The 271-nt window shown below is 54.2% G+C and carries 1 rRNA gene; it reads right to left on the bottom strand.

What is annotated here, in order from left to right:
* A 23S ribosomal RNA gene (locus MRBLAR12_RS21040) occupies positions 1-271 on the bottom strand; the annotation flags it as partial.

Genomic DNA, 271 nt, shown 5'->3' with positions numbered 1-271 from the left:
TCGGGTCTAGATCACGCCACTGCAACGCCCTATTCAGACTCGCTTTCGCTACGGCTTCCCCACACGGGTTAACCTCGCGACGTAACACTAACTCGCAGGCTCATTCTTCAAAAGGCACGCCGTCACAACTACACAGCAAGCTGCGGCTGCTCCGACGGATTGTAAGCACACGGTTTCAGGTACTGTTTCACTCCCCTCCCGGGGTACTTTTCACCTTTCCCTCACGGTACTGGTCCGCTATCGGTCATTAGGGAGTATTTAGGCTTATCAG

It is taken from the genome of Arthrobacter sp. LAR12-1-1.1 (assembly GCF_040676555.1).
Classification (GTDB): Bacteria; Actinomycetota; Actinomycetes; order Actinomycetales; family Micrococcaceae; genus Arthrobacter.
Note: the sequence above shows the minus strand (reverse complement) of the source record. Positions and strands in the feature narration are given on the sequence as shown.